This window comes from Methylocystis borbori (genome assembly GCF_036576025.1).
GTDB classification, from domain to species: domain Bacteria; phylum Pseudomonadota; class Alphaproteobacteria; order Rhizobiales; family Beijerinckiaceae; genus Methylocystis; species Methylocystis borbori.
Genome location: NZ_JAZHYN010000022.1, coordinates 14,779 through 40,683, shown reverse-complemented (window position 1 = coordinate 40,683; position 25,905 = coordinate 14,779). Strand labels below are relative to the sequence as shown.

General features: G+C 65.2%; 18 protein-coding genes and 1 pseudogene. 12 read left to right on the top strand and 7 right to left on the bottom strand.

Annotation, left to right across the window (positions count from 1 at the left end; translation table 11 throughout):
• Positions 1-123: 123 nt before the first annotated feature.
• Positions 124-2,766, bottom strand: coding sequence for an aminopeptidase N (pepN, locus tag V3H18_RS09145; protein ID WP_332081719.1), 2,643 nt, complete (start codon positions 2,764-2,766; stop codon positions 124-126).
• A gap of 294 nt (positions 2,767-3,060) precedes the next feature.
• Here pepN and V3H18_RS09140 point away from each other — a divergent pair, with 294 nt between their 5' ends.
• From V3H18_RS09140 to V3H18_RS09120, 5 genes are all read left to right on the top strand, one after another.
• A complete protein-coding gene (locus V3H18_RS09140) occupies positions 3,061-4,194 on the top strand; it encodes an efflux RND transporter periplasmic adaptor subunit (protein ID WP_332081718.1) in 1,134 nt (377 codons plus the stop codon).
• 10 nt (positions 4,195-4,204) lie between these two features.
• Positions 4,205-7,366, top strand: a complete 3,162-nt coding sequence (locus V3H18_RS09135) for an efflux RND transporter permease subunit (RefSeq protein WP_332081717.1) — start codon at positions 4,205-4,207, stop codon at positions 7,364-7,366.
• Positions 7,363-8,712, top strand: a complete 1,350-nt coding sequence (locus tag V3H18_RS09130) for a TolC family protein (RefSeq protein WP_332081716.1) — start codon at positions 7,363-7,365, stop codon at positions 8,710-8,712. The genes V3H18_RS09135 and V3H18_RS09130 overlap by 4 nt, the downstream gene beginning before the upstream one ends.
• Positions 8,713-8,835: 123 nt before the next feature.
• Complete coding sequence (locus tag V3H18_RS09125; RefSeq protein ID WP_332081715.1) at positions 8,836-9,771, top strand: response regulator; 936 nt, start codon at positions 8,836-8,838, stop codon at positions 9,769-9,771.
• Between the two features lie 2 nt (positions 9,772-9,773).
• Positions 9,774-11,780, top strand: coding sequence for a PAS domain-containing hybrid sensor histidine kinase/response regulator (locus tag V3H18_RS09120; protein WP_332081714.1), 2,007 nt, complete (start codon positions 9,774-9,776; stop codon positions 11,778-11,780).
• A gap of 81 nt (positions 11,781-11,861) precedes the next feature.
• Here the strand turns inward: V3H18_RS09120 and V3H18_RS09115 are convergent, their stop codons facing one another.
• On the bottom strand, positions 11,862-12,737 hold the full coding sequence (locus V3H18_RS09115; RefSeq protein ID WP_332081713.1) for an alpha/beta fold hydrolase: 876 nt from the start codon (positions 12,735-12,737) through the stop codon (positions 11,862-11,864).
• A gap of 192 nt (positions 12,738-12,929) precedes the next feature.
• Here V3H18_RS09115 and V3H18_RS09110 point away from each other — a divergent pair, with 192 nt between their 5' ends.
• On the top strand, positions 12,930-13,895 hold the full coding sequence (locus V3H18_RS09110; protein ID WP_332081712.1) for an acetyl-CoA carboxylase carboxyltransferase subunit alpha: 966 nt from the start codon (positions 12,930-12,932) through the stop codon (positions 13,893-13,895).
• Between the two features lie 158 nt (positions 13,896-14,053).
• Positions 14,054-15,217 (top strand): L,D-transpeptidase family protein, encoded by a 1,164-nt coding sequence (locus V3H18_RS09105; protein WP_332081711.1) that lies wholly within the window; start codon positions 14,054-14,056, stop codon positions 15,215-15,217.
• Between the two features lie 363 nt (positions 15,218-15,580).
• On the opposite strand, the gene V3H18_RS09100 is transcribed toward V3H18_RS09105, so the two are convergent.
• Together V3H18_RS09100 and cobM are read right to left on the bottom strand one after the other, a co-directional pair.
• Complete coding sequence (locus tag V3H18_RS09100; RefSeq protein WP_332081710.1) at positions 15,581-16,894, bottom strand: cobyrinate a,c-diamide synthase; 1,314 nt, start codon at positions 16,892-16,894, stop codon at positions 15,581-15,583.
• Positions 16,891-17,655 carry a precorrin-4 C(11)-methyltransferase gene (gene cobM, locus V3H18_RS09095; RefSeq protein WP_332081709.1) on the bottom strand — a complete coding sequence of 255 codons (765 nt, stop codon included), beginning with the start codon at positions 17,653-17,655 and terminating at the stop codon, positions 16,891-16,893. Before cobM ends, V3H18_RS09100 begins: the two co-directional genes overlap by 4 nt.
• A gap of 82 nt (positions 17,656-17,737) precedes the next feature.
• Between cobM and cbiD the strand changes: the two are divergent.
• The 3 genes and pseudogenes from cbiD to V3H18_RS09080 form a co-directional block, all read left to right on the top strand.
• Positions 17,738-18,445: pseudogene (gene cbiD / locus V3H18_RS09090) on the top strand (cobalt-precorrin-5B (C(1))-methyltransferase CbiD); the annotation flags it as partial.
• Positions 18,442-18,957 carry a bifunctional adenosylcobinamide kinase/adenosylcobinamide-phosphate guanylyltransferase gene (gene cobU / locus V3H18_RS09085; RefSeq protein WP_332081708.1) on the top strand — a complete coding sequence of 172 codons (516 nt, stop codon included), beginning with the start codon at positions 18,442-18,444 and terminating at the stop codon, positions 18,955-18,957. The pseudogene cbiD and the gene cobU, both read left to right, overlap by 4 nt.
• Before the next feature lie 112 nt (positions 18,958-19,069).
• Positions 19,070-20,131: an extracellular catalytic domain type 2 short-chain-length polyhydroxyalkanoate depolymerase gene (locus V3H18_RS09080; RefSeq protein WP_332081707.1), complete on the top strand. Its 1,062-nt coding sequence runs from the start codon at positions 19,070-19,072 to the stop codon at positions 20,129-20,131.
• Positions 20,132-20,322: 191 nt separating this feature from the next.
• Here the strand turns inward: V3H18_RS09080 and V3H18_RS09075 are convergent, their stop codons facing one another.
• Positions 20,323-21,627: an O-acetylhomoserine aminocarboxypropyltransferase/cysteine synthase family protein gene (locus V3H18_RS09075; RefSeq protein WP_332081706.1), complete on the bottom strand. Its 1,305-nt coding sequence runs from the start codon at positions 21,625-21,627 to the stop codon at positions 20,323-20,325.
• A gap of 166 nt (positions 21,628-21,793) precedes the next feature.
• Here V3H18_RS09075 and V3H18_RS09070 point away from each other — a divergent pair, with 166 nt between their 5' ends.
• Complete coding sequence (locus V3H18_RS09070; protein ID WP_332081705.1) at positions 21,794-22,048, top strand: hypothetical protein; 255 nt, start codon at positions 21,794-21,796, stop codon at positions 22,046-22,048.
• A gap of 13 nt (positions 22,049-22,061) precedes the next feature.
• Here V3H18_RS09070 and V3H18_RS09065 read toward each other — a convergent pair whose 3' ends face one another.
• Complete coding sequence (locus V3H18_RS09065) at positions 22,062-23,117, bottom strand: bile acid:sodium symporter family protein (RefSeq protein WP_332081704.1); 1,056 nt, start codon at positions 23,115-23,117, stop codon at positions 22,062-22,064.
• A 166-nt stretch (positions 23,118-23,283) separates the two neighbouring features.
• Positions 23,284-25,464, bottom strand: a complete 2,181-nt coding sequence (locus tag V3H18_RS09060) for a S9 family peptidase (protein WP_332081703.1) — start codon at positions 25,462-25,464, stop codon at positions 23,284-23,286.
• 235 nt (positions 25,465-25,699) lie between these two features.
• Here V3H18_RS09060 and V3H18_RS09055 point away from each other — a divergent pair, with 235 nt between their 5' ends.
• Entirely contained in the window at positions 25,700-25,873 is a 174-nt protein-coding gene (locus V3H18_RS09055) for a hypothetical protein (protein WP_332081702.1), read from the top strand.
• The last annotated feature ends 32 nt before the right edge of the window (positions 25,874-25,905 follow it).

Below are 25,905 nucleotides of genomic sequence, written 5' to 3'. Positions count from 1 at the left end.
CCTCCAGAATGATTGCAATTCGGGGACCGCCAGACGACCGAATCACCTTCATTCGAATCTCTCGAGGCGAGATTGTCCAGACCTTAATGCAAGGTTAACGAAATCTTTTTCTCGCCGCCTTTGTCAACCGAGCGCGCGTGTCGCGATGTCGCGCAGATCCGCCGAGAGATTTTCCGCAGCGAGGATATGTTTCAGGCGGGTTTCGACGAGTTCGCGGCGGCGCGCTTCGAGCGTTCGCCATGACCGCAGCGACGACAGAAGCCGCGCCGAAAGCTGCGGGTTCTTGGGGTCAAGCTCCAGCACGACGCGCGTGAGGAGATCGTAGCCGGAGCCGTCAAGCGCATGGAAGCGCGTGAGATTGGCGTTGGCGAAGGCGCTGATCAGCGCGCGCACGCGATTGGGATTGCTCATCGAAAATTCGGGATGCGTCATCAGCTCCTGCACGCGCCGCGTCGTCGCCTCTTCGGGAATCGTCGCCTGCAGCGAGAACCATTTGTCGATGACGAGCGCGTCGCCGGCATATTGCGCATAGAAACGCGCGAAGGCGTCCTCGCGCGCCGCGCCGCCGAGATGCGCCAATGTTGCGAGCGCCGCCAGCCGGTCGGTCATATTGCCCGCCGTCTCGAACTGCGCCTGCGCCAATGCGCGGCCCTTGTCCGCATCGCCCGCGGCGATGAGGTCGAGCGCGACATTGCGCAGCGCGCGCCTCCCCGCGCTCGCCGCATCGGGCGCGTAGGCGCCGGGGTCGGCGAAACGCGCATGGATCGTTTCGAGCGCCTCCCCGAGCGCGCGGCCGATCTCGGCGCGCAGCGACTGGCGCGCCGCGAAGAGAACGTCGGGATCGACGTCGGATCCCTTTTCGCGCGCGAGATCGATCTCGGAGGGCAAAGACAGCGCCTGCGCGGCGAAGGCGGGGTCGCCTTCGGCTTTCGCGAGCAGCAGGCGCAGCGCGTCCGTCAGGCCGCGCGCGTCGGACGCCGCGCCGTCGCCGTTCACGCGCGCGAAAATGGCGCGGAGCGCAAGGCTCTGCGCCGCCTGCCAGCGGTTGAAAGGATCGTCGTCATGGGCGAGCAGCCGTTCGAGGTCTTCGCTCGCCGGCGCGGGTTCGAGGCGCACCGGCGCCGAAAAGCCGCGCAGGAGCGAAGCGACGGGCCGCGAGGGGATGTCGCGGAAGCGAATGACGCGCTCCGGCCGGTCGAGTTCGATGAGACCGCGCGCCAGCTCCCGCGCGCTTGCGTCCTCGCTCGCGAGGTCGAGCTTCTGTCCGTTTTCGGAAAAGAGCGCCAGCGCGATGGGAATGACGACGGGCCTCTTCTCGCTCTGGCCGGGCGTCGGCGGCGTCTCCTGACGCAGCGTCAAGGTAAAAGTCTTCGCCGCCGCGTCATATTCTTCGGAAGTCGTGACGAGCGGCGTGCCCGCCTGGCTGTACCACAGCGCGAAATGCGACAGATCGCGTCCCGAGGCTTCGGCGAAGCAGGAGAGAAAGTCTTCCACCGTCGCCGCCGCGCCGTCGAAGCGCTCGAAATAAAGATCCATGCCGCGGCGGAAATCATCCTCGCCGATCAGCGTGCGCAGCGCCCGAATGATTTCGGCGCCTTTCTCATAGACGGTGGCCGTATAGAAATTATTGATCTCCTGATAGACGTCCGGGCGCACCGGATGCGCGAGCGGTCCCGCGTCCTCGGGAAATTGCGCGAGGCGCAGGCCGCGCACGTCGCTGATGCGCTCCACGGCGCGCGAGCGCATGTCGGCGGAAAATTCCTGGTCGCGGAAGACGGTGAGGCCCTCTTTCAGACAAAGCTGGAACCAGTCGCGGCAGGTGATGCGGTTTCCCGTCCAATTGTGGAAATATTCATGGGCGATGACGCCTTCGATCCCGGCATAATCGCCGTCCGTCGCGGTTTCAGGAGAGGCGAGCACATATTTGTCGTTGAAGATGTTGAGGCCCTTGTTCTCCATCGCGCCCATGTTGAAGTCGGAGACGGCGACGATGTTGAACACGTCGAGATCATATTCGCGGCCGAATTTCTCCTCGTCCCAGCGCATCGAGCGTTTCAGCGCGTCCATGGCGTAGCCGGCGCGCGGCTCCTTGCCGTGCTCGACGTAAATGGCGAGATCGACGAGACGCCCCGACATCGTTTTGAAAGCGTCGCGCACGACGCCGAGGTCGCCGCCGACAAGCGCGAAGAGATAGCTGGGCTTCGGAAAAGGATCGCGCCAGATCGCGTAGTGACGCGTCCCGCCGTCGATGTCGCCGGATTCGACTGGATTGCCGTTCGAGAGGAGAATCGGCGCGTCGCTTTTTTCCGCTTCGATGCGCGTCGTATAGACGCTCAAGACGTCCGGCCTGTCGAGGAAATAGGTTATACGGCGAAAGCCCTCCGCCTCGCATTGCGTGCAATAGGCCGAGCCCGAGCGATAGAGGCCGGAGAGTTGCGTATTGGCGCTCGGATCGACCTGCGTTTCGATTTCGAGAACGAAAGGCGCGTCGGGGACGGCCGCGAGAGTGAGCTTGTCGGGCGTCGCCGCATAATCTTGCGGACCGAGCGCGCGGCCGTCGAGCCTGACGCCGATGAGCGTCAGATCGTCGCCGTCGAGAACGAGCGGCGCGCCCGCTTCGCCCGCTGGATTGCGGCGCAACGCCAGCCGCGCGACGACTTTGGTCTTCGTCGGATTGAGCGAGAAGTCGAGTTCGACGGAATCGATGACGAAGTCGGCGGGCCGATAGTCGGCGAGTCGGATGGCGGCGGTCGAAGGGTGGCGCATAAGATCCTCAAGTCCGGAATGACGGTTCTTGAGGCTGATTATAGGCCGAGCGCCGTTGTTGGCGACGGCTATCCCCGCCGAATTGCGACATTCGACTCAAATTCATTGTAAAAAAGCGCCACAATGGGCGAAATGCCTTGAGCCCATGGCCGCGCGCGGGCAATATCGCCTCTGTCGGCGCCCATCCCCGATTCTGCGGGCGTGCAGGGCGTTCTTATAAAGTCGTCACTTGGAGGATATAGCCGGCGCTGCGGGGGAGGGCCCGCAAGCAGCGGGCCGCAACCGCGGACAGCTATGATCGATCACATGCGGCGCACGCTTGCTCTTTTTTTCTGTCTCTTCGCCTTTGGCGTACGGTTTGCGCAAGGCGCGCCCGCCGAGACGGCGAATCTGCAGCCCATTCACATCAAGCTGACCGAAGAGGAAGCGCGCGTCGCGGGCGTCGAGACGCAGCCGGTCGAGCAGGAGTCGAGCCTCGGCGAATTGGTGGTGCCGGGTGTCGTCGCCGTGCCGCCGCAGCAATTGCGCATCGTCGCCGCGCCGGCGGCCGGTCTTATCGAGACATTGCTCGTGGCGCCGGACGAGGACGTAAAGGCCGGCGATCCGATCGCCACGCTGAAATCGTCGGAATTGGTCGAGGCCCAGCGCGCCTTTCTGCATGCGCTCGCCGACGCCAATCTCGCGACGGAGAAGTTGCGGCGCGACGAGCAACTCTTCAAGGAGCGCATCATCTCCGAGCGGCGTCTCATCGTCACGCGCGCGGAAGCGACGCAGGCGCGGTCGGCTTTGGAGGAACGCAGGCAGATTCTCGCGCTCGCCGGTATGACCGAGGAGGAGATCGCCACGCTGCAGCGCGACCGCAAGTTCGCGAGCGCGCTCAATGTGCGCGCGCCGATCTCTGGGGTCATTCTCCAGCGGCACGGCACGACCGGCGAGCGCGTTCAGGCCTCGGCGCCGCTCGTCACCATCGCGCGGCTCGATCCGATCTGGGTCAATCTGCAAGTGCCCCTGGGCCGCGCGGCGGCGCTCGAAAGCGTGGACCGCGTGCATCTGCCGATCGCCGGAATCGACGGCGATCTCATTCGCATCGGCCGCACGGTCGACCTTGCCACGCAGTCGGTGACCGCGGTGGCCGAATTCCGACCCGGCCGCAGCCCCTTGCGCCCCGGCCAGGCGGTGCAGGCGCTCCTGCGCGTCAGGGGCGGATCGGGCTCGCAATGGCGCGTCCCGGCGGACGCCGTCGTCAGCCATCAAAATCACAATTGGGTGTTCGTGCGCGCGCCAGAGGGCTTTGTCGCAACCCCGGTGACGCTCGTCTCCGAGACGCCGCAATTCGCTTCGGTGCAGGGTCAGTTCAAGCCGGGCGATCGGGTCGCCACGCGCGGTTTGCTCACCTTGCTCGCGGAACTCGCTGAAACCGAGAAGTGAAAAACGTAAGATGCTTGAAGTCCTGATCCATGCCGCGCTCCGGCAGAGGCTGCTCGTCTTTATCGGCGCGCTGAGTCTCGCCGTGTGGGGCGGCGTCAGCTATTTCAAGCTTCCGATCGACGCCTTTCCCGACGTCGCGCCGGTGCAGGTGCTTGTCGCCATGCGCGCGCCGGGCCTCACCCCGGAAGAACTGGAGGCCCGCGTCACCGCGCCGATCGAAGTCGTCGCGAAGGGCATCCCCAATCTCGTGCGCATGCGGTCGACGACGCGCTATTCGGTCGCCCTGATCACTTTCGAATTCGAAGAAGGAACCGACATTTATTGGGCGCGCGCGCAAGTGAACGAGCGGCTTGCGCAGGCGCAGGACCAGTTGCCGCCGGGCGTCAGCGGCGGGCTCGCGCCGATCGTGACGCCGCTCGGCGAAATGCTGATGTTCACCATCGTCGGCGGCGGCCTGACGCCGACCGAGCAGCGCTCGCTCATTGATTGGACGATAAGGCCCGCCATCCGCGGCCTGCCGGGCGTCGCCGATCTCAACGTCCTCGGCGGCTTCGTGCGCACCTTCGAGGTCGCGCCGTCGCCGTCGGCCATGGCGGCGCGCGGCGTGACGGTGGATATGCTGCAGACGGCGCTCTCCGCCAACAATAAGAACGACGGCGCCGGGCGCGTGCGCGACGGCGAGGAGACGCTGCTTGTGCGCGCCGAGAGCCGCCTGCGCTCGCTCGACGACATTCGCTCGGTCGTCATCATCCGGCCGGCGGTGGGCGGCGCGCCCGCGACGGGCATCGTGCGGGTCGGCGACGTGGCGGAGGTGCGCAACGGCGCCTTGCCGCGCAATGGCGTCGTCGTGCGCAACGGCGAGGGCGAGGCGGTGTGGGGCCTCGTGCTCGCGCTACGCGGCGCCGACGCGCGCAAGGTGGTGAGCGGCGTCAAGGAGCGGCTCGCCGAACTCGAGCCAGGCCTGCCCAACGGCGCCAAGATCGAAATCTTCTACGACCGCAGCGAATTGATCGGCAAGGCGGTATGGACGGTGCAGAAGGTGCTGATCGAGGCCATCGTCCTCGTCGTCATTCTGCTCGCCCTCTTCCTCGGCAATTTGCGCGCGGCGGTCGTCGTCTCGATCATTCTGCCGCTCGCCGCGCTTTCGACTTTCGGCATCATGCGGCTGTGGGGCCTCTCCGCCAACATCATGTCGCTTGGCGGCCTCGCCATCGCCATCGGCCTGCTCGTCGATTGCGCCGTCGTCGTCGTCGAAAATGTCGAGCATCGCATGGCGCATGCGCATGACGCGACGCTCTCCGACCGAATTTTCATGACCCTGGAGGCGACACGCGAAGTCGCTGCGCCGCTGACTTCGGGCGTCGTCATCATCGTCACCGTCTTCCTGCCGCTGCTGTCGCTCGAAGGGCTGGAAGGCCGGCTGTTCGCGCCGGTCGCGCTCACCATCGCCTTCGCGCTCGGCTCCGCGCTCGTCCTGTCGCTGACCGTGGTGCCGGCGCTTTGCGCGACGCTCTTAAAGCCCGGACAATCGGACGAGCCGTGGCTCGTGCGCAAGATCGCCGCGATCTACGAGCCCGTACTGATGCGCGCGCTGGCGAAACCCTCGCTCGCCGCCGCCATCGCCTTTTTCGGCCTCGTGGTCGCCGGCGTCGCCTATTCGCGCATCGGCCAGACCTTCATGCCGGTGATGAACGAGGGCACGCCGGTCATCACCGTGCGCAAACATCCGACGATCAGCGTCAATGTCGCCGCCGAGACCGACATGCGCATCCAGCGCGAAATCATGGAGCGCGTGCCCGAGGTCAAGGGCATGATAGCGCGCGCCGGCGCGGACGAACTCGGCATCGATCCCGTTGGCCTCAACGAGACGGATAATTTTCTCACCCTCGCGCCTCAGAGCGAATGGCGCGGCAAGGGCATGGACTGGCTAATGGGCGAAATCCGCGCCGTTCTCGACACAATGCCCGGCATCTCCTACGCTTTTTCGCAGCCGATCGACATGCGCGTGCAGGAGATGATCATCGGCGCGCGCGGCGACGTGGTGATCAAGATTTTCGGCGACGACATCAACGAGCTCAATCGACTGACCCGCGACGTGGCGGCGACTCTGCGCAAGATCAAGGGCGCGCGCGACGTGTTCGGCTTGCAGAACGACGGCATGCGCTATCTTACGGCGCGTGTGGACCGGCTCGCAGCCGGACGCTTCGGCCTGAGCGCCGCCGAAATTCAGAACGCGCTGCGCGTCTGGGTCGACGGCCAGCCGAGCGGCATCGTTCTCGAAGGACCGCTCCGCACGCCGCTTGTGGTGCGCGGATCGGAAACCTCGCGCCGCTCCTCCGTGGATTTCGCGCGGCTGCCGATGGTGGCCAGCGACGGCAGGGTGGTCGAACTCTCGCAGCTCGCCCAGGTGGAGGCGGAGAACGGACCGATCCAGGTCGCGCGCGAGGGCGGGCGGCGCTTCGCCACCGTGCTCGCCAATGTCGCGGGACGCGATCTCGTCGGCTTCGTCGACGAAGCGAAAAAGGCGGTCGCGCAAAATGTGAAGACGCCGCCGGGCTACCGCTATCAATGGGGCGGCCAGTTCGAGAACCAGCAGCGCGCCTCGGCGCGGCTCGCCATCGTCGTGCCTATCGCGCTGGCGCTGATTTTTCTCCTGCTCTATCTGACCTTCAATTCCATGCTGCAGGCCACCCTCGTGTTCTGCAACGTGCCCTTCGCGGCGATCGGCGGCATTCTGGGCCTGTGGCTCTCCGGCGAATTCATCTCCGTGCCGTCGTCGGTCGGATTCATTGCGCTCATCGGCATCGCCGTGCTCAATGGCGTCGTGCTGATTTCCTATATCAACAAGCTCGTCGCGGAAGGAACGCGCACGACCCGCGAGGCCGTCGTCGAAGGCGCGCGTCGGCGCATGCGGCCGGTGATGCTTACCGCGAGCATCGCGGCTTTCGGCCTCATTCCGTTTCTTTTCGCGACGGGGCCGGGCGCGGAGATCCAGCGGCCGCTCGCCGTCGTCGTCATTGGCGGATTGATTTCCGCCACCGTGCTCACTCTCGTGCTGCTGCCGATTCTTTACGACCGCACCGCCAATCTTGGCCTCTTCCTGCGTCAGAAGCTGAGCGCCAGGGGGCCGCGGGGCGCCTCGGAGCGCCGACGCGAGGACGCCCGCGCATGAAAGTGCGCGTCGTTTTCATCGCTTGCTCCTTGGCGGCCCTTGGCGGCGCTTGCGGCGACGCCTGCCTGGCGCAGGAGGCGGCCCAATCCGCGGAGCCGCGCGTCAAAGGCTCGGTGAAAGCCGCGGGCAAAAGACCGGCTGCGCGGCCGGCGGCCCAGAAGCCGCGCGGCGGCGTTCTGGCGCGTCATCTCGAAATGGCCGTCGCGATCGATGCGCAGAGCAAGGCGCTCGAAGCGCAATATCGCGCCATTTCGGCGCGCTACGCCACCGCGAATTCGATCTCGCCCGGTTCGCCCTATGTCGGCGGCCTGCAACGCAACAATGTCTCCAGCAATGTCACCGGCAATATGCGCAATTACAACGAGACGGAGTTGGAGGCCGGGCTGCCGCTGTGGCTGCCGGGTCAGCGCGACGCCTATGAAGCGACGGTGACGACCGGCGTTTACGAGGTGGAGCAGTTGCTGGCGCTGCGCCGGCTCGGCGTCGCGGCGCTGCTGCGCGACGCTTGGTGGAGCGCGCAGCGCGCCGGACGCGACGTTGAGGTGGCGCGCAACCGCGTCGCGACGGCGCATGACATCGGCAGGGACATGACCCGGCGCGTCGAGCTTGGCGACGCCGCGCAGGGCGATGCGCTGCTCGCCCAGAACGAGACGCTCGCCGCCGAAACGGAGCTGGCGCAGGCGGAAGGCGCCGCGAAGGTCGCGCAGGTGAATTATATGACGCTGACCGGCGGCGCGCCGCCGGAGGGAACGCTCGAAACCGTGCGTCCCGCGACCGACATAGAAGATCATCCGGCCCTGCGCGCGCCGCGCGCCGCGCTCGAGCGCGCCGAGGCGCAAATGCGCCTCGTCGATGCGACGCCGATCGACAGTCCCGATATCGGCGTCTTCGGGCGGCGCGAATATAATGATCAATATTCGACCGATCCTTCGCAGCCGATCACCAACCAGCGCACCGATACAACGACCGTCGGCGTTCGCATCCGCATTCCCTTGCCGACAGCGGGCCGCAACGAGCCGCGAATCGCCGCGGCGCAAGCCGAAATGGACCGCGCGCAGGCCGAATATGATCGTGCGCGTCGCGTCGTCGCGGCGGAGATAAAGGCGGCGCGCGTGGCGCTCGCGGCCGCGCAGCGCGCGGCGGGCACAGCCAACAGCCGGCTTTCCGTCGCCAACGATCAATTCGAATTGTCGCGCAAATCATATAGTATCGGCGAGATCAGCGCCTTCGACCTTTACCGCGTGCGCCAGATCCAGCTCGAGGCCCAGCGCATGCAAGCGAACGCCGCGATCAATGTCGGCGTCGCGATCTCGCGGCTCAATCAGGCTCTCGGCTACGCGCCCTAGGCGGACGATGCGGGGAGTTTTGCATGGCGCGCATTTGACGATATACATGGCGGCGGCGGTTCCTTGCCCGGCCGTTTCGGCCTGCAGCCATTCTTAAAAAATATACGACCGAGCAGGACCGGAATGGCCGAGATCATCGCGATCGCCGAGGATGAAGAGGATTTGCGCGACCTGCTCGCCGAATTCCTGGGATCGAACGGTTATCGGGTGATCGCGACGGGCTCTGCGGGCGAGTTCCGCGCGGCCGTCGAATTCGAATCGATCGACCTCGCCGTCATCGACGTGAATATGCCGGGGGAAGACGGGCTGTCGCTCGCCCGCTGGCTCAACGCCCGCAGCTCCGCGGGAATCATTTTCGCGACCGCCATGAATTCGTCGATCGATCGCATCGTCGGGCTCGAATTGGGGGGCGACGATTATATCGGCAAGCCTTATCACATGCGCGAAATGCTGGCGCGCATCCGCGGCCTGTTGCGTCGGCGCAAGTCGACGCAGGCCGCCTTCGCGGGCAAGCGGCTCGCGGCGATCGCATCGGTGGATATCGTCGGCTATACGCGCATGATCCAGCGCGACGAGCCCGGCGGCCTCGCGCTGACCGACCGTTTCTTTCGCGACGTGGTCGCGCAATCCGTCGCTGCGCGCTCGGGCTTTTTGTTCAAAATGCTCGGCGACGGCGCCTTGATCGACTTCCCGAGCGTGCAGAACGCCGTCGAGTGGGCCGTCGACTGTCAAAGCGAGACGCGCGCCTATGCGGGCGGACGCGGCCTCGACGATATGCTGCGGCTGCGCATCGGCGTCGCCGTCGGCGACGTGATCGTCAGGAATGGGGACAGATTTGGCGAGGTCGTGGCCTTTGCCGCAAGGGTTCAGGAAGCGGCGCCGCCCGGCTCGATCATGATAACCGATCTCGTGCGCGCCATGACGCAGGGGAAGGTGCGCGCCAATTTCGTCGCCACGAGACGCGAACTCAAGAATGTCGCCGAGCCGATCACCTTGTGGCTGCATGAAACGCCCGATCTTCGCGTCGCGCCGGCGGCCTCCAACGCTTTGCGGGCCTGAGCATGTCCAATATCGCGCAGTCCTCCGACATCGCGCCGCCCGCGAGCGCCGCGCAAGGGGCGGCATCGATGCTGCGCGCCTTTTTCCAGGCCATTCCGGGACCGGCGGCGTTTCTCGATCTCGATTTGCGCTACCGCTTCGTGAACGACGAATTTCTCGACGCCGTCGCCCTGCCGGAAAGCGCCGTGCTGGGCAGGCCCGTCGAGGAGGTTTTGGATGCGGAGACGGCGAAGGCCTATCGACTCGCCCTGCCGAAAATCCTCAAGGGAGAGCCGGTCCGCTCCGAGCGATGGCTCGGACGAAAGGCCGGCCTTCGCGCCTTCATCGAGGAAAGTCTGCGGCCGTTTTCGCCGAATGGCGCGACGCTCGGCGTCATTGCGATCGAACGCAATCTCACCGAAATCGAAAAGCGCAGGCTCGATCAGGCCGATCTTTTGGTGCGGCATCAGAGGCGCGAGGCGATTCACGCCGCTGTCGTCGACTCGGCGCTCGATTGCATCGTCGTGACCGACGCGGAAGGCCGCGTCGTCGAATTCAATCCCGCCGCGACGGCGACCTTCGGATTTTCCCGCGAAGAGGCGGTCGGCAAGACCATCGCCGAATTGATCGTGCCGCCGGAGTTGCGCGAGGCGCATAACGCCGGCCTGAAGCGTTTCGCCTCCGGCGGCCCGAGCGCGGTGCTTGGCCGCCGAGTGGAGCTTGAGGCGCTTTGCGCCGATGGTTCGCGCATACCGGTCGAGCTTGCGATCACCGCGGTCGGCGCCTCGCATGAGGCGTTGTTTACGGCGCATTTGCGCGATTTGCGGCCGGCGCGGAAGGCCGCCGCCGAGATCGAGCGGCAAAGAGAGGCGCTGTATCAGAGCGAGAAGCTCGCCGCGCTTGGATCGCTCCTCGCTGGCGTCGCGCATGAATTGAACAATCCGCTTTCGATCGTCATCGGTCAGGCCTTGATGCTGCGCGAGGCGGCGCAGGCGCGCGGCGGAAGCGATCCGCAATTCGCGAGCTTCGCGGAACGCGGCGCCAAGATCGAAACCGCCGCCAATCGCTGCGCGAAAATCGTCAAGACCTTCCTCACCATGGCGCGCCAGCGCGAGGCCGAGCGCGTCGAGGTCAATATTCCCGAATTGATAGAGCGCGTCCTCGACCTTCTGTCTTACAGTCTGCGCACTGCCGGCGTCGACGTGGCGACCAAGATAGAGCCGGGTCTTCCCTTGATCAGGGCGGACAGCGATCAATTGCATCAGGTGCTGCTCAACCTCGTGGTCAATGCGCAGCAGGCGCTCGAAAGCCAGCCCGCGCCCCGGCGGATTTCAATCGACGTCAGCGCCGATAGGGCGAGCGAGAAAATCATCTTCGCCTTTTCGGACAATGGTCCCGGCATTCCCGAGAGAATCCGCAACCGCGTGTTCGAGCCCTTTTTCACGACGAAGCCGCAAGGCGTCGGAACGGGGATCGGTCTCGCCGTCTCCCGCGGGCTGATCGAGTCGCATGGCGGGTCGCTGACGCTCGCGCCGCCGCAGCCGGGCGTCGGCGCGACATTCGTCATTCAACTTCCGATCAATGCGGGCGAGGGCGCGAGCGGCTTGCGCGCCGATGAGTCTGAAAGCGTCGCGCAAGCCGCGCCGCCGCGTCGCCATGCGTTGGTGATCGATGACGAAATCGAGATCGCGTTTCTTCTCGTCGAAATCTTGAACCGCATCGGCTTCGATTGCGAATGCGTGGCGAACGGGGCGGAGGCCAAGGCGCGCCTGCGGGAGCGCGCGAAGCCGGTCGATCTCATTCTTTGCGATATCCGCATGCCCGATTGCGACGGGCCAGCCTTTTACGATTGGCTTTCGCTCGAAGCGCCATCATTGACCTCGCGCATCGCTTTCGTGACGGGCGACGTCCTTGGCCCTTCCGCCGCCCGCTTCATCGCGCGGTCGGGAAGCCCGGTCATCGAGAAGCCGTTTCTCCCCGACGACATTCGGCAGGTCGTCGAACTGCTCACCGAAAGCAGCCTCGTCTAGAGCAAGTTTCGAAAAAAGTTGACGGACTTTTTCGATCGGCGCTGGCTCCGGCTAATAAGTTCAGCACGATTTCTTCTCATCCTAGGGGCGTTGGCGCACGAAATCGGCGATGCGCGCGATCGTCGGCGCATCGAGCAGCAGCGGCGCGTGGCCTTGGCCTTCGACGACAAGCCGCTCCACCAAAGGCGCGCGGCGCGCCATTTCGTCGAAGACCTCAGGCGAGAGAATGTCGGAATTGGCGCCGCGAATGGCGAGCAGCGGCAATTCCGCGAGCGCGGCGAAATCTTCCCAATGGGTTTCCGGCTCCGCCTCCGGCGTCACCATATCGAGCGTATGGGCGAGCTCCGGGTCGTAGCGCAGCAGCACTTTGCCGTCCTTCTCGACGAAGGTGAGGCGCGCATACCTCTCCCATTCTTGCGGCGAAACGTCGGAAAATTGCGCGCCGGCCGCGAGCCGCATCAGCGCGATCGCTTCGCGCATCGAGGGGATCGGCGGCAGCTTCCCGACGTAGCGCTTGATGCGCAGCAATCCCGCATGCTCGATCTTGGGGCCGATGTCGTTGAGCACGGCGGCGCGGACGACGCCGGGCCGCCTTGCGGCGATGCGCATCGTATGGAGGCCCCCGCGCGAGGTGCCGAGAAAGATCGCCTCGGCGACGCCGGCGTCGCCGAGCTGGGCGGAAATATCGCCCTGCTCGACGTCGAAATCGTAGCGCCGCCAATCCGGGTCCCAGTCGGAGCGGCCGCGCCCGCGATAGTCGAGCGCGAAGACCCGTCTTCCTTCCGCCTGCAGAACCCGCGCGACGCTGTCGAAATCGTCGGCGGCGCGGGCGAGGCCCGGCAGGCAGACGACAGGCAGAAGGCCGCCGCCGGCCGGCGCGGCGTAATCGAGAGCATGAAGCTTGAGGCCATCGGCGGATTGGATGAAGCGGCTGACCGGCTCTTGCAAAGGCCCCATGGATATGTTCGCTCCTTCACGCCGAAAGCCGCGCGCGTCGGGCGCGACATTGACGCCTTGAAATCCATCCCGCAACCGTCCCACATGAGGCTTTCGGTTCCTTGACTTCAACGCCCGTTGCGGCGAGTTTGCGCCCGCCCGCCAAGCCCGTCGGTTTTGTGCGTCTCGCGCCAAAGGTCGCCCAGTCGTCCCATGCGTTCCTATCTCGACTTTGAAAAGCCGGTCGCGGAGCTTGAAACGAAGGTCGAGGAACTGCGCGCGCTGGCCGACGGCGGCGAGGGCGTCTCGATCGGCGAGGAGCTGACGAAGCTTGAGGCCAAGGCCGCCAAGGCGCTTGCCGACCTTTACGCCGGCCTGACGCCCTGGCAGAAGATTCAGGTCGCCCGCCACCCGCAGCGCCCGCATTTCTCAGATTATGTGCAGCAACTTGTCGCGGAATTCACGCCGCTCGCCGGCGATCGGCACTTTGGCGAGGACGCCGCCATTGTCGGCGGCTTCGGCCGGTTTCGCGGCGAGCCGATCTGCGTCATCGGCCAGGAGAAGGGCTCCGACACCGCGAGCCGACTGCGTCACAATTTCGGCATGGCGCGGCCGGAGGGCTATCGCAAGGCCGTCCGCCTAATGGAGCTCGCCGACCGTTTCGGCCTGCCGGTCGTCTCGCTCGTCGACACCGCCGGCGCCTTTCCCGGCATTGACGCGGAGGAGCGGGGCCAGGCCGAGGCGATCGCCCGTTCGATCGACGTATCGCTCGCGCTCGGCGTGCCCAATGTCGCGGTCGTCGTGGGGGAGGGCGGCTCGGGCGGCGCCATCGCCATCGCCGCCGCGAATAAGGTGCTGATGCTGGAGCACGCCGTCTATACGGTCGCTTCGCCCGAGGCCTCCGCCTCGATCCTCTGGCGCGACGCCGCCAGGGCGCAGGACGCCGCCACCAGCATGAAGATTACGGCGCAGGACCTCCTAAAATTCGGCATCATCGACCTGATCGTGACGGAGCCGCCCGGCGGGGCGCATCGCGATCCGCAGGCCGCGATCGGGGCGGTGGGGGAAGCGCTGGCCAAGGAGCTTTCGGGACTTGCGAATTTTTCGCGCGAGCAGCTGGTCCAGTCGCGGACGGAGAAATTCCTGGCCATGGGCCGAAAGCCCGAAGAGAAGCGTTAAGGTAAATCGCGCAAAATCCATCGCTAAAACGGGCCGGCGCGGCGATTTTAAGCCTTTTGGACACGTTCTCGTCCCAATGTTCCGATCTTGTCGCCCGAATGCGGCCCGTTCCGCCGGTTCGGGCAAGCTCGCGTCGGGAACGGCCGGAGGGATCGGTCATGAGAATTTCGCGCATCGCGCCAGTCGTCGGGCTCATCGCCGCGCTGGCGTTGTCGGCCTGCCAGGACAGCGGCCTCGCGCATCGCTCGCTCGCGCCGATTCCTTCCGAAACCGTCGCCCTGATGAATGACGTCGGCGTCACCAAGGAAGCGCCGATTCTGATCCGCGCCTATAAGAAGGAGGCGGAGCTCGAAATCTGGAAAATGCGGTCCGACGGCAGCTATGTCTATCTGAAGACCTTTCCCATGTGCCGCTGGTCGGGCCAGCTGGGCCCCAAGCGCCGGCAAGGCGACCGTCAGGTGCCAGAGGGCTTCTATTCGATCGGCCCGGCGCAGATGAATCCGAATTCCGCCTATTATCTTTCCTTCAACGTCGGCTATCCCAACGCGCTAGACCGCGCGCTCGGCAATACCGGCGGCGACATCATGGTGCATGGCGCTTGCTCCTCGGCCGGCTGCTTCTCGATGAGCGACAAGCAGATCGCCGAAATCTACGCCATTGCGCGCTCTTCGCTCGAAGGCGGCCAGCGCGCCATCCAGATGCAGTCTTTCCCCTTCAAAATGACGGCGGAAAATCTCGCGAAGCACCGGCTCGATCCCAACATCGACTTTTGGAGGCAGTTGAAGGAAGGCTCGGATCATTTCGAGGTGACGCTGAAGGAGCCGCAGGTCGCTTTCTGCGGACGCCGCTATGTGTTCAACGCGGAAGGCGCCGGCAAGCTCGATCCCAATGTCGCCTGTCCGCCCTTGAAGCGCGATCCCCATATCGCCGCCGCCGTCGCCGAGAAAGCGTCGAAGGATGAGGCGAAGGTCGCCGAACTCGCGCAAAGCGTGAAGCCGGTGCGCGTCGTCTATCAGGACGGCGGCCAAAATCCCTATTTCGCCTCCCGCATGGCCGAGGTCAGCCGTCCCGAGACGATCCTGCCGCCCACCGAGATCGCGCTGGAGGAAAAGACCAGTCGCAGCGCCTCCAAGCTCGCCGCCAAATCGCCGGTCGTGACCATGGCCGCGGCGCCGACGGCTGACGACCGGCGTGAAATGTCGGCGCTCGCCGCCGTCGATACGACGCCGACGAACACCGCCAAAAAATGGCTGCATATCAAATTAGGCAAATTCGCTCCCGCCGCCGCGACGCCGGACGGGCGCTCCGCTGCGGCGCAGTAAATCCATCCAGCCCGCGCGCTCCTGGCCCCACCCGGCGAGCGCGCTACGAAGAAATGCAAATCCAATTTTTCGGATAAAGCCGCCAAAAAATTTATTAAATCGCTCCCGTGAACCGCCTTTGGACGATTCCGTCCAAAGGCGGCATAAGCGAGAGGCGCAGGATAAGCTTATTATTTCAATGGATTTTTTGGGTATGCGCGAGGGTGCGCGCTTTTGACATAGACAATCTGTCAAAAAGGGCTTGACTCTTGTGCGTCGCAGCAATACAACAGTGCGACGCAGCGAGAGCTGTCTCGCTTCGTAGCCCTCCTTGGGCGTTTCCTCCCTTGACTTGGGCCGCTGGTTCGTCCGGCGGCCCTTTTTTCATGCGATCAGGTGGAAAAACGAGCCGGAGACGCGTCCCTTGCGCAATCCGGCGGGATGTTCCTCGTCGCCATAGGCGTCGCGCGCCAGCGCGAAAGGCGATCCCTCTTCGCGCAATATGCTGGCGTAATGGAACTCGTGTCCGCGCAGCGTCCGGCCGGCGGGTCCGAGCGCATGATCCGCGACGAGTCTCGCGCGGCGGTAGCCCAGATGCAGCTTGCGCTTCGCAAAGCTCGTGTCGAGCTCGAGGAGCCCGGCCATCGCATGGGACTGGCCTTCCGCGTCGACGAGCGCGCCGCCCAGAACCATATAGCCCCCGCATTCGCCATGAACCGCGCGCGCCTCGGAAAAGCGCCGCAGCCCCGCCATGAAGCGCCGCGCCTGCGACAGGCGCCCGGCGTGAAGCTCGGGATAGCCGCCGGGAAGCCAGCAGAAGTCGCAATCGTCGCCCGGCGCCTCGTCGGCAAGCGGCGAGAAGAAACAAAGCTCGGCGCCGGCGTCGCGCCAGCTCTGCGCGAGATGCGGATAGAAGAAGGAGAAGGCGTCGTCCCGCGCGATGGCGATGCATTGTCCGGGGGGCGGAATTGCTCCCTCTCTGGCGGAGCGGGGGAAGGCCGGGGAGGGGGCGGCGTGCGCAGCCGCGACAATCGCCTCAATGGCCACATGCGCCTCGATGACATCCGCGAGCGCGTCGAGGCGCGCGTCGAGCGCCGGCGTTTCGCCCGCCTGCACGAGGCCGAGATGGCGTTCCGGCAGGACGACCCCTTCGTCGCGCGGCAGCGCGCCAAGCACGGGAAGCCCAATCGCCTCGATCGCCTCGCCCGCGAGCTTGCGATGGCGCGGAGAGCCGATGCGGTTGAGCACGACGCCCGCGACCTTTATCCGCGCGTCATAGGACGCCAGCCCGCGCAGCACGGCCGCCGCCGTCTGCGCCTGGCCGGAGGCGTCATGGACGATGAGCGCGGGCCAGCCGAGAAGCGCGGCGATGTCGGCGCTGGCGCCGACGCCCGACGCTCCGCCCGGCGCGCCGTCGAAGAGGCCCATCGCCCCTTCGGCGATGACGATGTCGGCGTCTTCGCTCGCGCGCGCGGCGAGGCGGGCGATCAGATCCGCCTCCATCGCCCATGAATCCACATTGACGCCCGCGCGCCCTGTCGCCGCCGCGTGGAAAGCGGGATCGATATAGTCCGGCCCGCATTTTACTGGCGCGATCTTGAGGCCGCGCCGCGTCAGCGCCCGCATGAGGCCGAGCGCGAGCGTCGTCTTGCCGGAGGAGGAGCGCGCAGCGCCGATGAGAATGCCGGGCGCGCTCACCTTTCGCCCCGAGGGCGGAAGCGCCGGTCATAGTCCGCGTCGTAAAGCGCGCTTTCACGAAAATCTTCGCTCGAAAGCGCCGAGCCGACGAGGATGAGCGCCGTGCGCTCCATCGGCGTCTCCGCCGCGCGCGCCTCTATGTCGGCGAGCGTCCCGCGCACGATCCGCTCATCCGGCCATGAGGCGCGATAGACGAGCGCGACCGGGCAATCCGCGCCATAGAAGGGCGTCAGCTCTTCGACGACGCGCGCGAGAACATGGATCGAGAGATGGATGGCGAGCGTCGCGCGCGACTGCGCGAAGGTCGCGAGATCTTCGCTTTCCGGCATCGCCGAGGCGCGGCCCGAGGTGCGCGTCAGCACCAAGGATTGCGCGACCTCGGGCAGCGTCAGTTCGCGCCTCAGGGCCGCGCTCGCCGCCGCGAAGGCGGGCACGCCCGGCGTCAGCGTATAGGGAACGCCGAGCGCGTCGAGGCGGCGCGTCTGCTCGCCGACCGCGCTCCAGATGGAAAGATCGCCGGAATGCAGGCGCGCGACATCCTGGCCGGCGTCATGCGCGGCCTTCATCTCCGCAATGATGGCGTCGAGCGAGAGAGGCGCCGTGTCGATGATGCGCGCGCCGGGCGGACAATGCGCGAGCACGCCAGGAGGCACGAGCGAGCCGGCGTAAAGACATATGGGACATTGCGCGATGAGATCGCGCCCGCGCAGCGTGAGAAGATCGGCGGCGCCGGGCCCGGCGCCGATGAAATGCACGGTCATGGCTCTTCGTCCTCGCCGCGTCGCGCCAGCGCGCAAGCGGCGACGGGCGTCGTCATGCGCGGCGCGACAAGGCGGCTCCCTGGTCATTGAGGCGAGCGCGAAGCTCGGCGTCGATGGCGACGCCGAAATCGAAATCTCGATTCCGGGCGGCGCGGAAATGGCGAAACATACGCTCAACGGGCGCCTTGGAATCGTCGGCGGCCTCTCCATCCTCGGCACGACGGGAATCGTCACGCCCTTTTCCTGCGCGGCCTGGATCGACAGCATCCATCGCGGCGTCGATGTCGCGCGCGCCATGGGCCTCGCGCATATCGCCGGGACGACGGGCTCAACTTCGGAAGCAGCCGTGCAGGCGCTTTACGGTCTGCCCGAGACGGCGCTCATCGAAATGGGCGATTTCGTCGGCGGCCTTTTGAAATATTTGCGCGCGCATCCCGTCGCGCGCGTGACGATTGGCGGCGGATTCGCGAAACTGACCAAGCTGGCGCAGGGTCGGCTCGATCTGCATTCCGGCCGCTCCAGCGTCGATTTCGCGCTGCTCGCGCGGGCCGCGCGGGAAGCCGGCGCAAGCGAGGCGATCGCGCGCCTTATCGCCAAGGCCAATAGCGCGCTTGAAGCCTTGCAAATCGCGCAAGGCGCGGGCGTCGATCTCGCAGGGCCGATCGCCAGCGCCGCCTGGCGCACGGCGGCGGGCGCGCTCGACAATGCGGAGACGGAATTGGAGATCATCGTTTTCGATCGCGAGGGCGCGCCGCTCGCCCGCGCGCCGTTTCGGAAGGCGAAGGCATGAGCGAAAATCCCTATCTCGGCCTCGTTCTCGGCGGCGCGCGCTCGGGGAAAAGCGCCTATGCGGAGAGCCTCGTCATGGCGCATCGGCCGCCCTGGATCTATATCGCCACGGCGCAGGCGCTCGATGCGGAAATGCGCGCGCGGATCGACGCGCATAAAGCGCGGCGCGGGCCCGATTGGCGCACGATCGAGGCGCCCCAGGAGTTGCCTGAGGCGATTCGCGCCGCGCCCGAAGACGCGCCGCTCCTCGTCGATTGCCTCGCCATCTGGCTCTCGAACCGCATGCTGTCGGAGTGCGACCTCGGCGCGGATCGCGCGGCGCTGCTCGCGGCTCTGCGCGGGCGCCGCGCGGCGACGGTCGTCGTTTCGCCGGAGGTGGGTCTTTCCGTGGTGCCGGAGAACGCCCTCGCCCGCGCCTTCCGCGACGCGGCAGGCGAATTGCATCAAGCTGTCGCGAAAATCTCCGACCATGTCGCTTTCGTCGTCGCCGGCTATGCGATGAAAGTGAAGTGACGCGCCGCTCCATCTCTCTCCGCTCGTAGAAAGGGAAGGAGGCGCTTCGACATCTAGCGGCGTGACGATCGATGCGACGATCGTTTCCGTCGTCCATTTCAAGGAGGCGTTTATGTTCAATTTTTTTCGCTTTGGAAAATTCAGCTTCGCCGCCGCTCTCGCGTGCGGCCTCTGCATAGATTTTGCGCTGGGCGCGGAGCGCCTCCCGCCCTACGGCGCCGATCTTTCGCAAACCTCGGTGTCCGGCATTTCGTCTGGCGCGGCGATGGCGCTGCAATTCCATGTCGCGCATTCGGGGATCGTCACAGGAGCAGGCATCATCGCCGGCGTGCCTTATGATTGTGCGGAGCAGAGCTCCAACCGCGCGACTCATAATTGTATGAAGCCCGATGCGGATCATCCCGTTCCGAACTCCGCGCATTTAAAGGAAATCACCGACGCATTGGCGCGTTCCGGCGCCATAGACGATATCGGCAATTTGGCGAATGCGCGCGTTTGGCTGTTCTCCGGCCGGAAGGACGAAGTGGTGCTTCCGCCCGTTATGGACGCCACGCGCGGCTATTACGCGCTCTATACGCCCGGCGACCATATCCAATATCGAAACGATATCGACGCCGGCCACGCCATGGTGACGGAGGACTATGGAAACAAAACTTGCTCGGCGAACGCGGCGCCCTTCATCGTGGATTGCGACTTCGACGCCGCCAAGGCCCTGCTCGAACAGATTTATGGGCCGCTCGAAGCGCCGAGCGTTGCGCCGGCGGGAAAATATGTCGAATTCGACCAGAAGGAATTCCTGGCCGACGGCAACGCTTATAATCACAGCCTGAGCGACGTGGGCTACGCCTATATCCCGCACGCCTGCGCCTTGCAGAGCTGCCGCGTGCATGTCGCGCTGCATGGGTGCCAGCAGCAGGCGGCCGCCATCGGCGACGGTTTTTATAAACACGCGGGCTATAATCGCTGGGCGGATACGAATCGGATCATCGTGCTCTATCCCCAAACCATCAGCCGCTGGGGATGGGGCTGGCCCTTCTATACGTTCAACTTCGTGCTCAATCCCAACGCCTGCTGGGATTGGTGGGGATATGACAGCGCCGATTACCATACGAAGAAAGGGCCGCAGATCGTCGCGCTCCGCGCGATGGTCGATCGGCTCGCGACGAAGCCTTGAGCCGCAGGCGTCGGTCACGAATTGAGGCCCCGCCGTCCTCGTGCTTCGAGACGCGAGCTTCGCTCGCTCCTCAGCATGAGGACTGCTTGTTGTTATAGCAAAGTCTGCTCACATTCGATTTGCGCAACCTCGGCCCCTCATCCTGAGGAGCCCGCGTAGCGGGCGTCTCGAAGGACGAGGGGTCGATTTCATTAGTCAGCCGCCTCGGCCGCTTTAAGACCCTTCTCCAGATCGGCGATGATGTCGTCGATATGCTCGAGGCCAATCGAAAGGCGCACATAGCCGGGCGTGACGCCGGTCGCGAGCTGCGCTTCCTCGGCGAGCTGCGAATGCGTCGTCGTGGCGGGATGGATGGCGAGGCTGCGCGCATCGCCGATATTGGCGACGTGATAGAAGAGTTCGAGCGCGTCGATGAAGCGGCGGCCGGCGTCGAGGCCGCCCTTGAGCTCGAAGCCGATCAGCGCGCCATAGCCGCCTTTGAGATATTTGTCGGCGCGGGCGCGCAACTCCCCCGTCTGCTGCGAGGGATGAATCACCTTCGTCACTTCGCCGCGCTGGCTGAGAAAATCGACGACCTTCTGCGCATTCTGCACATGGCGCTCCATGCGCAGCGTGATGGTCTCGATCCCCTGCAGCGTGAGGAAGGCGTTGAAGGGCGAAGGCGCCGAGCCGAGATCGCGCAACAATGTCGTGCGCGCCTTGATGATATAGGCGATGGGGCCGAGCGGCTTCACCGCCTCGACCCAGATCGCGCCATGGTAGCTTGGATCGGGCGTATTCAGCGTCGGCTGCCGCTCGGGGAATTTCTCCCAATCGAAATTGCCGCCGTCGATGATCGCGCCGCCGATCGAGGTGCCATGCCCGCCAAGATATTTCGTCGTCGAATAGACGATGATCGCCGCGCCGTGATCGAAGGGCCGGCAGAGGATCGGCGCCGCCGTATTGTCCATGATGAGCGGCACGCCGAATTCGCGTCCGATCGCCGCGACCTCGGCGATCGGAAAGACGACGAGTTTCGGATTGGGCAGCGTCTCGGCGTAATAGGCGCGCGTGCGCGCATCCGTCGCGCGGCGGAAATTCTCCGGGTCCGTCGGATCGACGAAGCGCACCTCGATCCCCTGATCCTTCAGCGTATTGGCGAAGAGATTCCAGGTGCCGCCGTAAAGATCGGTCGAGGAGACGACATTGTCGCCGACGCGCGCGAGATTCTGAATCGCGAAAGCCGAGGCCGCCTGTCCCGAGGAAAGCGCCAGCGCCGCCGCGCCGCCTTCGAGCGCCGCGAGCCGCTCCTCCAGCACCCCGGTCGTGGGATTGCCGATGCGCGTATAGATGGGGCCAAGCTCTTTGAGCGCGAAGAGATTGGCCGCATGCTCGGTATCACGAAACTGAAAGGACGTTGTCTGATAGATCGGCACGGCGACGGCGCCGGTGACGGCGTCGGCCCGCCAGCCCGCGTGGAGCGCTATCGTTTCGGCGTGCTTGCTGTCGACGGCCATCTTCTTCCTCCCGATGTGAGCTTAAGCTGAATAAATCAAAGAGCGCGGGCGCGCTATATGGCGCGCGCGACAGCGCGTGTTTTCCCATTGCTAGTTTCGTTTCCTCCTCCATTTAGCCAATGGGGTCGATCCTTCGCGCAGATAAAAACCGTCGCAGGAGTTTGAAATGAAGCCACAAATCGCTGTCATCGCATGCTTTGCCCTCGCCATCGCGGCGCCTGCGGCGTGGGCGGAGGAGCAACAGCAGCAGGGCGTGACCTCTGGTCCAGCGACCGCGAGCCCCGTGGAGCCGTCGGGCGCCGTGCAGAAAGAAAATCCAAAAGCGACTGAGGGTCATGAAAGCGGCGTGTCTGGCCCCAGCGGAACGTCCGCCGGCGCGCCGGGCGTCGAAGGCAAGCAGGGGACGCAGAGCGGCCAATAATGGCGCGCGCGAATTACGCGGGGTCCGCGGCCTTTTGAAACATCATTCGATCGACGATGGCGGCGGCGAAATGCTGGACGAGATTATAAAGGATCGCCGGCAACATAACGCCGGCGTGATCCGCCATCGCCGTCGAGGCTAGCGTCAGTCCCGCGCCATTATTCGCCATGCCGAGCCCAAACATGAGCGAGGCCGTCTCTCCCCGGCCGGCGCGGCCGAAACGCGCGCAAACATAGCCGACAGTGAAGGCGACGACGCAGAGCGCGACGACGATCGCGAGCATGAGCGCGAGGAAGTCGCCGTCTGGATCGCTGACGACGGCGGGGAGCGACAGCGCCGCATTGGCGTAAGTGAGCGCGGCGATCATGGCGTAATTGACGAGCTTGACGAAAGGCTTCGCCGCCATGATGCGCGGCTGCGGAATGACGCGCGCGGCGAGGACGCCGAGAAGCGAGGGCGCGACAACCCAGGCGCCGAGGAAATTCACCGCATTTCCGGCCGCAAGCTCATGCAGGTCTTCGCTATAGTCGCCCGTCGTCAGCGCGCCGACGCCGTGAATGACGAGCGGCGTGACCAGCGGGCTGAGCAGGGTCGTCGCCAGCACCAGCCCGATGCTGAGCGAGAGATTGCCGTTCGCCGATTGCGTCCAGGCCGTCGACGAGCCGGCGATCGGCATCGCCGCGACGAAAGCGAGCCCCGTCAGAATCTGCTGGGCTTCGTCGGGATTGTGCCAGGGCTTGAGACAAAGGCTCGCCGCGGCGACGAAGGCGTATGGCATGACGAAATTGCCCAAGACGCCCGAGACGACGAGAAAGGGTCGCTTCACGACGCTTCTCGCCTCCCGGAGATTGGTGAAAAGGCCGGCGTTGAACAGGAGCAGGGCGAGAAGCGCCATCGCCGCCGAGCCATGGAGATCGCTCGATCCTATGTTCGCGGAATGCGTCTGATGGAGCAGGGCGCCTGCGCGCGGCGCGGCGGCGGCGCCGATGTAAGACGCGATGACGATCCAGATGAAATAGCGATGAACGATATGCGCCATCTTTGCGACGGCGCCCTGCTGGTCCGACATGTGAGTGTCGCCTGAACGGAATGCGCTTGGCCGCGCCGTTCATGGCGTCGGCCTTTGGCCGTGAAGGATAATTGTGCGGCGCCGCATTGTATAGCGCCAAGGATCGCATCGTATAGCGCGCAGGATGAAGTCGAGCGCCGCGCCCAATGCGCGACGGCGAACAGCGCTACGACGTTATCGAGGCGGCGCTTTTATCCGAGGGGGCGGAGACGGCGCGCGCCGCGCGCGCGGCGCAGGCGATGGCGAAGGCATATTCCAGCGCCGTATCGGCGAGCGCTTCGAAACGTCCCGACGCGCCGGCGTGGCCCGCGCCCAAATGGGTGAAGAGCAGAACGGGCCCGCCGCCGCGCATCGTCCTGCGCAATTTTGCGACCCATTTCAGCGGCTCCCAATAGGTCACGCGCGGGTCGGTGACGCCGGCGATGGAGAGAATCGGCGGATAGTCCTGCGCGCGCACATTGTCATAGGGCGAATAGGCGGCGATCCGGTCATAGACGGCGGGATCGGCGATCGGATTGCCCCATTCGAGCCATTCCGGCGGCGTGAGCGGCAGATCGCCGCGCAGCATGGTGTTCAGCACGTCGACGAAGGGCACGCCGGCGATGATGCCGGCGAAAAGCCGCGGCGCCTCATTGGCGACGGCGCCCATGAGCATGCCGCCGGCCGACGCGCCCTGCGCGACGATCGCGCCTTCGCGCGTATAGCCTTCGGCGATGAGATGGCGCGCGCAATCGATGAAATCGGCGAATGTATTGGGCTTATGTTCGAGCTTGCCGTTCTCGTACCAATGCCACCCCTTGTCGGTTCCGCCCCGCACATGGGCGTAGGCGTAGACGAATCCGCGATCGACGAGCGAGAGCGCGTCCTCGTCGAAATCCGCCGCAAGCGCATAGCCATAGGCGCCATAGCCGTAGAGCAGGAGCGGCGCGCCGTCACCGCCGGGCGTAAAGTCGGCGCGATGCAGCAAGGTGATCGGCACGCTTTCACCGTCGCGCGCCGGCGCGAACAGGCGCCGCGTCACATAATGTTTCGGATCGTGGCCGGAGGGAATTTCCTGGCGCTTGCGCAAGACGCGCGTCCGCGTCGCCATGTCGTAATCATAGGTCTCTTCGGGCGTCGTCATCGACGAATAGACGAAGCGCAAGATATTGGTGTCGAATTCGAGCCCCGGATCGAGCGAGAGCGCATAGGCTTCCTCTTCGAAGGCGATCGCATGTTCCTCGCCGCTGGCGAGGTCGCGGATCATGAGTTTGGGCAACGAATTTTCGCGCAACAGCCAGACGAGATAACGGGCGTAGACCGTGTTCGCGACAATCATCGCGCCCGCCCGATGATGCACGACGTCATCCCAATTTTCGCGGCCCGGCGCATGGAGCGGCGCGACGGAAATGCGGAAATCATGCGCGCCGTCGGCGTTGTTGCGAATATAGAGAAGATCGCCATGCGGCTCCACGTCGTAGCGCAGGCGTGGTTCGCGCGGCGCGACGATGCGCGCCGAGGCTTGCGCATCCCTCAGATCGATCAGCCAGCATTCGGAGGCGTCATGGCCGCGAATGGAGACGATGGCGAAGCGCCCGCAGCGGCTCTCGCGCAGGTCGACGAACCATTGGCCGTCGAGTTCCTCGATGATAAGCGCGTCGGTCGAGGGATCGGCGCCGACGTCGTGACGAAACACCTGCGCCGTGCGGTGGTTCTCATCGACGAGCACATAGTAGAAGGCTTTCGAATCCGCGCTCCAGACGAGAGAGCCGTCCGTGTCGGTCACGACATCGGCGCGATCGACGCCGTCGGCGAGGGCGCGCGTGCGAATGGCGTAGAGCTCGGAGCCTTTGTCGTCGACGCTCCAGGCGAGCTGCGCGTGATCGGGCGCATGCGCCGTCTCGCCAATGTCGAAGAAATCGCTTCCCGCCGCGAGCGCCTCGCCGTCGAAGAGGATCGTCTCGGGCCCGCCGCCCCGCGGCGTGCGGCAATAGAGCGGATGCTCGCCGCCTTCGCGAAAGCGGCCGTAATAGGCGAATGGTCCGTCGGGCTCGGGAACGTCGCTATCGTCCTCCTTGATGCGCGCGCGCAATTCGGCGACGAGCGTCTCGCGCAAAGCTTTGAGCGGCGCCGTCACACGGTCGCAATAGGCGTTCTCCGCCTTGATGAGCGCGGCGATCTCATCCGGCAGCGCGGAAGGATCGCGCAACACTTCGCGCCAGTTGTCGGCGGCGAGCCAGGCGTAAGGATCGTCCAGCGCGCGGCCATGCGTGACTTTGCGCGTCGGGCGCTGCGCCGCAAAGGGCGGCGCCGCGGCTACCAGATCGAAACCATAATCCTTCATACTTTTGACTGTTTCGCCCGCCATCTTGGTCTCCGTCGCCTAAGCAAGTTCCCAAAAAGTTGGCAGACTTTTTCGACCGGAACTTGCTCCAGCGTATTAACTGGCGCGATTTCTTCTCGATCAGACGATCCCGTCTGATCGGAAAGCGCGCTAGGGCGCATCGTTCGCGTCACGGCGTCGATGCGAAAGCAATTGTAAATTTTTTGCGCGTTAGCCTGACGTCAAAAGCACCTGTCGACTCTCATATAAGGAGCAGCCGATGCGTTACGCTCATGCCGCGCTCAATCCCGTCGCTTCCCACCGCGCCGTCGATCTCCCGCGCAACAACGCGGCCCCCGCGCGGGCCGCCTCCATACGCTGGCGTCTGTTCTGGAAAATCGTCGTGTCGGCGTTTGGAGCCGCCGTCGCGATCTATCTTTGGCGGCGGCGCTAACGCGCGATATCGCTCCGGATTTTTGAGCAGGC

What these genes read in the sequence shown, in the direction of transcription:
- pepN (WP_332081719.1), bottom strand. Translation starts at nt 2,766, where the DNA reads ATGCGCCACCCTTCGACCGCCGCCATCCGACTCGCCGACTATCGGCCC.
- V3H18_RS09140 (WP_332081718.1), top strand. Translation starts at nt 3,061, where the DNA reads ATGATCGATCACATGCGGCGCACGCTTGCTCTTTTTTTCTGTCTCTTC.
- V3H18_RS09135 (WP_332081717.1), top strand. Translation starts at nt 4,205, where the DNA reads ATGCTTGAAGTCCTGATCCATGCCGCGCTCCGGCAGAGGCTGCTCGTC.
- V3H18_RS09130 (WP_332081716.1), top strand. Translation starts at nt 7,363, where the DNA reads ATGAAAGTGCGCGTCGTTTTCATCGCTTGCTCCTTGGCGGCCCTTGGC.
- V3H18_RS09125 (WP_332081715.1), top strand. Translation starts at nt 8,836, where the DNA reads ATGGCCGAGATCATCGCGATCGCCGAGGATGAAGAGGATTTGCGCGAC.
- V3H18_RS09120 (WP_332081714.1), top strand. Translation starts at nt 9,774, where the DNA reads ATGTCCAATATCGCGCAGTCCTCCGACATCGCGCCGCCCGCGAGCGCC.
- V3H18_RS09115 (WP_332081713.1), bottom strand. Translation starts at nt 12,737, where the DNA reads ATGGGGCCTTTGCAAGAGCCGGTCAGCCGCTTCATCCAATCCGCCGAT.
- V3H18_RS09110 (WP_332081712.1), top strand. Translation starts at nt 12,930, where the DNA reads ATGCGTTCCTATCTCGACTTTGAAAAGCCGGTCGCGGAGCTTGAAACG.
- V3H18_RS09105 (WP_332081711.1), top strand. Translation starts at nt 14,054, where the DNA reads ATGAGAATTTCGCGCATCGCGCCAGTCGTCGGGCTCATCGCCGCGCTG.
- cobM (WP_332081709.1), bottom strand. Translation starts at nt 17,655, where the DNA reads ATGACCGTGCATTTCATCGGCGCCGGGCCCGGCGCCGCCGATCTTCTC.
- cobU (WP_332081708.1), top strand. Translation starts at nt 18,442, where the DNA reads ATGAGCGAAAATCCCTATCTCGGCCTCGTTCTCGGCGGCGCGCGCTCG.
- V3H18_RS09080 (WP_332081707.1), top strand. Translation starts at nt 19,070, where the DNA reads ATGTTCAATTTTTTTCGCTTTGGAAAATTCAGCTTCGCCGCCGCTCTC.
- V3H18_RS09075 (WP_332081706.1), bottom strand. Translation starts at nt 21,627, where the DNA reads ATGGCCGTCGACAGCAAGCACGCCGAAACGATAGCGCTCCACGCGGGC.
- V3H18_RS09070 (WP_332081705.1), top strand. Translation starts at nt 21,794, where the DNA reads ATGAAGCCACAAATCGCTGTCATCGCATGCTTTGCCCTCGCCATCGCG.
- V3H18_RS09065 (WP_332081704.1), bottom strand. Translation starts at nt 23,117, where the DNA reads ATGTCGGACCAGCAGGGCGCCGTCGCAAAGATGGCGCATATCGTTCAT.
- V3H18_RS09060 (WP_332081703.1), bottom strand. Translation starts at nt 25,464, where the DNA reads ATGGCGGGCGAAACAGTCAAAAGTATGAAGGATTATGGTTTCGATCTG.
- V3H18_RS09055 (WP_332081702.1), top strand. Translation starts at nt 25,700, where the DNA reads ATGCGTTACGCTCATGCCGCGCTCAATCCCGTCGCTTCCCACCGCGCC.